Raw genomic sequence first — 4030 nt, forward strand, 5'->3', positions numbered from 1 at the left:
CCGCCGACCGCGGCGGTTTCCGAGCAGGCGCCGGCCCTGATCGACCGGCCCTTCGGCGCCGGGTTGTTCATCGACCGGCAGGCCCCGGCGCCCACCGGGGGCGGCAATTCGCAATACAAGGTTCAGCCGGGCGATCAGGTGCAGGTGCATCTGTTCGGCGCGGTCCAGCAGGATCTGACCCAGACGGTCGATCCTCAGGGCAATATCTTCATTCCCGAAGTCGGACCGGTGCCCGTGCGCGGCGTGCCCGCCGGGCAGCTGACCAGCGCCATCCAGGGGCAGGTGCGGAAGTCCTATCCCTCGGACACGGTGCAGGTCTACAGCACGATCGTCGACGCGCGCTCGGTCGGCGTTTTCGTCACGGGCTTCGTCGCCCAGCCGGGCCGCCACCTCGGCTCACCCTCGGAATCATCGCTGGATTACCTGCTGCGGGCGGGTGGCATCCTCGAAGGTGCCGGCTCTTACCGCGACATCACCATCAAGCGCGGCGGCGGCGTCCTGACCGATGTCGATCTCTATGACTTCCTGCTGAACGGCGAATTGCCGGCCATCAGCCTCGAGGAAGGCGACACGATCGTGGTCGGCGGCCAGCACCCCGTGGTCAAGGCCCGTGGCTCCATCCGCAACGAGGCGATCTTCGAGCTGATGGGCAAGCAGATGACCGGAGCGGAGCTCATCGCCCTGGCCCGGCCGCTGCCCAGCGTGAACAATGTCTTCGTCACGGGCACGCGCGGTGGCATCCCGATGTCGAAATATCTGACGTTGCGGGAATTCGCCGGCTTCACCCTGTCCGATCAGGATATCGCCGAATTCCAGCAGGATTCGACGGCGCCGGTGATCGCCGTGCACCTCGAAGGCTCCTACGAGGGGCAGTCGACCTATGTCGTCTCCAAGGCGACGACCCTGCGCCAGCTGCTGGCCCATATCGCGGTCGATCCCCGCACCACCAACGTCAACGCGGTGCATCTGCGCCGGGCGAGCGTCGCGGTACAGCAGAAAGCGGCGCTCGACGGCGCTCTCGACCGGCTGCAGCGCAGCGTGCTGACCGCTGTCGTCCAGACCAGTGGCGAAGCGGCGCTGCGTTCGGCCGAGGCGCAGATGGTGCTGCAATTCATCGATCGGGTGCGGGGCGCCAAGCCCGACGGCACCCTGGTGGTGACCCGCGACGACGGCAAGGTCGCCGACATCCCGCTCGAGAACGAGGACACCATCGTCATTCCGCAGCGCTCCTCGACCGTTGTCGTGGCGGGCGAGGTGCTGGCGCCGCAGACGGTGATCTGGCAACCGGGGCTGACCGTCGACGATTACATCGATCAGGCCGGTGCCTATACCGATCGCGCCCAGCTCGACCGCTTCATGATCCAGAAGCAGAACGGCGCGATCCTGATGCTGAGCGATCCGGTGATCGAGCCGGGCGACGAAATCGTCGTCCTGCCGGAAATGGCCTTCAAGGGCTTCCAGTTCGCGCAGGATCTGGCGGATGTAATCTTCCGCGTGGCCGGCATCACCCGCTTCCTGAGCGATTGACCACTCCCGCCCCCGCGCGCGCGGGGGCGGTCCCAATGGCGGAACCAGCCTGATGACAAAATCCCCTGTAACCGATTACGCCCGCTGGTCGACCGACGAACATCTTTCGCCCAAATGGGCCGAGAGGGCGGATTTCGTCGCCCGTTTCGTTCCGCAGGGGCTGACGGTCATGGACATCGGCTGCGGCGGAATGCAGTTCGAGCATTCGTCGAAGGCGAAGATCTATGTTCCGGTCGATGTCGTCGCGAGGGACGAGCGGACCCGGGTGATCGATCTCAACGCGGCCGAATTGCCGGAGGAGTGGATCGACGAGGTTGAACTCGTGTCCTTCCTCGGCGTTCTGGAATATCTGCTCGAGCCCCACGAGGTGCTGTCGAAGATCGCCCGCCGGGGCGTCGCGGTCGCCTGCACCTACAAGAGCCTGGAGTTGGCGCCCAACGCCAACCGCCGGGCCAGCGGCTGGGTCAATGATTTCTCGTCGAGCGAATTCCGCGCCATGGTCGAGCGCGCGGGTTTTCATGTCGCCCGCCGCGTTCTCTACAAGAACAACCAGCATGTCTATCTGCTGCTGCCGCAGACCGAGATCGACGACAAGGCCTGGTGGAAGGAAACCGAGGAAAAGAAGGCGGCCAAGCGCGCGGTCAAACGCGAGGCTCGGCGCCACGGCCAGATCGATCACAAGCCCGTGCTGCTGGTCGCCGGTTTCTACGGTCGCGGCAACTGCGGCGACGAAGCCCTGTTTCATTGCATCTACGAAGCCTTCTGCGACGAGTACGATATCTATGTCGCCGTCGACGAACACGGTGCCTTCCGGGGCTTCTGGGACTGGTATCCCTACAACAAGTGCAAGGTCATCCATCAGACCGATCTTCACGCCTTCTCGGCCAAGCGCACCATCGCCGGCTTCATGATCGGCGGCGGTGGCCTTGCCATCGGCTATGCCGGCAATTTCGTCGTCTCGGCCCGGATGCGGCGGGTGCCCAATTTCGTCGCCGGGGTCGATCTGCCGGAATTGGTGCAACAGCCCGTCGTCGAGGTCGAGGATCTGTCGAAGGTTCAGGCCTCGCGCCATGCCCGCCGGCTCGACCGTGATTTCCTGCGCGACTATCTCGGTGCCTTCGATCATCTGATGGTGAGGACCGAGCGCAGCCTCAGGGTCGCGTCCGAAATCGGCGTCGAGTCTTTCCTGGGCGGCGACTGGGCCCTGCGCCTGATCGCCGACAATTCGCCCGATGAAGTGCCGGATCCGAAGCGGGCCGTCATCGTGCTGCGCGAATTCGCCCTCGAGATCATCCCCTATACCTATGTGCAGAAGATCGAGCACCTGGTGACGGGCCTGCGCGAGCAGGGCTGGACTCCCGTGCTGCTGCCGTTCTGCCCTGAAGACGTGCGCAGTGCCAAGGAACTCGGCCTCGACAAACTGGCGCCGACCCTGGAGCATTGGTGGAACCCGCGCCGGATGAAACAGATCATGGCGGAAAGCGGCCTCGTGATCAGCGTCGGCCGGCTGCACGCGGTGATCTTCGCCGCGCCCCATTTCGACGTGCCGGTCTGTTCGCTGGTGCCGCCGCTGAAACTGCCGTCGGGCAAGAAATCGATCTCGAAGATCGATTCGCTCTGCGCCGACTGGGATATCGATCAGTTCGCCGACGTCGAGGACCTGCTGATGGCCGCCGCCGACGGAAGGCTGCGCCCGGCCAGCCGCGAGAAGGTGACGGCGGCGATCGAGCGGCTGGACGAGTCGATCCGCATCATGAAACAGATCATGCAGGACCGTTACGAGGAGAAGGGGCTGTGATCGCCCCTTCCCCCTCGATCTTCAGACCCTGACGAGATCGGCGACGAAGGGCATTTGCCCGGCGTCGACGAAGACGCGGCTGCGGATGTCGGCCTCGGGCAGGCCGACATGGTCGCGCAGGACGCTGGCGAAAATGCTGCGCAGATCGGTGGTCGGGGCGAGGTCCCGGCCCTCGTAAAGTCTGTCGCGCGACAGGCCCGGCCAGTCGGTGATCACCCGCCGGCCTTCGAGCGCACCACCGAGAAGGAAGGCCGCGCCCGCCGTGCCGTGATCGGTGCCACCGGTGCCGTTCGGTGCCGCCGTGCGGCCGAATTCGGTGGCGGCGACGACGACGGTCTTCGACCAGACGGGATCGAGATCCTTGCGAAGGGCCGCCAATGCATCGGCGAACTGGCCAAGCAAGACGGCGAGCCGGCCGGTCGCCGCCCCTTGCGCCGAATGGGTGTCCCAGCCGGTCACCTCGAGGGTGGCGATGCGGGGACCCCGGTCGTCGCGCATCAGGCTGGCGAGGCCCTTGAAGGCGGGGGTGAGCCGGCCGAGGCCGCGCTGGCGGGTCATCGCGTTGGTATCGGCATCCGCCAGCAATTGTTCCGTGTCGCGCGCCGTCGCCAGCGCGGCGTGGAAGGCGGGGCTGTCGGCGTAGAGCCGGTCGATGGCATCGAGCAGATAGTCGGACGGACCGGCGCCGCTGCCGCTGACCCAGGT

General features: G+C 65.9%; 3 protein-coding genes. 2 read left to right on the plus strand and 1 reads right to left on the minus strand.

The window, feature by feature from the left end; genetic code table 11:
* Together WAZ62_RS17015 and WAZ62_RS17020 are read left to right on the plus strand one after the other, a co-directional pair.
* A partial coding sequence (locus tag WAZ62_RS17015) for a polysaccharide biosynthesis/export family protein (RefSeq protein WP_422644728.1) occupies positions 1–1527 on the plus strand: 1527 nt, incomplete at its 5' end.
* Between the two features lie 52 nt (positions 1528–1579).
* Positions 1580–3325 (plus strand): polysaccharide pyruvyl transferase family protein, encoded by a 1746-nt coding sequence (locus tag WAZ62_RS17020; RefSeq protein ID WP_422644729.1) that lies wholly within the window; start codon positions 1580–1582, stop codon positions 3323–3325.
* A 21-nt stretch (positions 3326–3346) separates the two neighbouring features.
* On the opposite strand, the gene WAZ62_RS17025 is transcribed toward WAZ62_RS17020, so the two are convergent.
* Positions 3347–4030: DUF1501 domain-containing protein (locus WAZ62_RS17025; RefSeq protein WP_422644730.1), on the minus strand; the 684-nt coding region annotated here is incomplete at its 5' end.

This window comes from Zavarzinia sp. (genome assembly GCF_049306435.1).
Taxonomy (GTDB): Bacteria; Pseudomonadota; Alphaproteobacteria; order Zavarziniales; family Zavarziniaceae; genus Zavarzinia.

What these genes read in the sequence shown, in the direction of transcription:
- WAZ62_RS17020 (WP_422644729.1), top strand. Translation starts at nt 1,580, where the DNA reads ATGACAAAATCCCCTGTAACCGATTACGCCCGCTGGTCGACCGACGAA.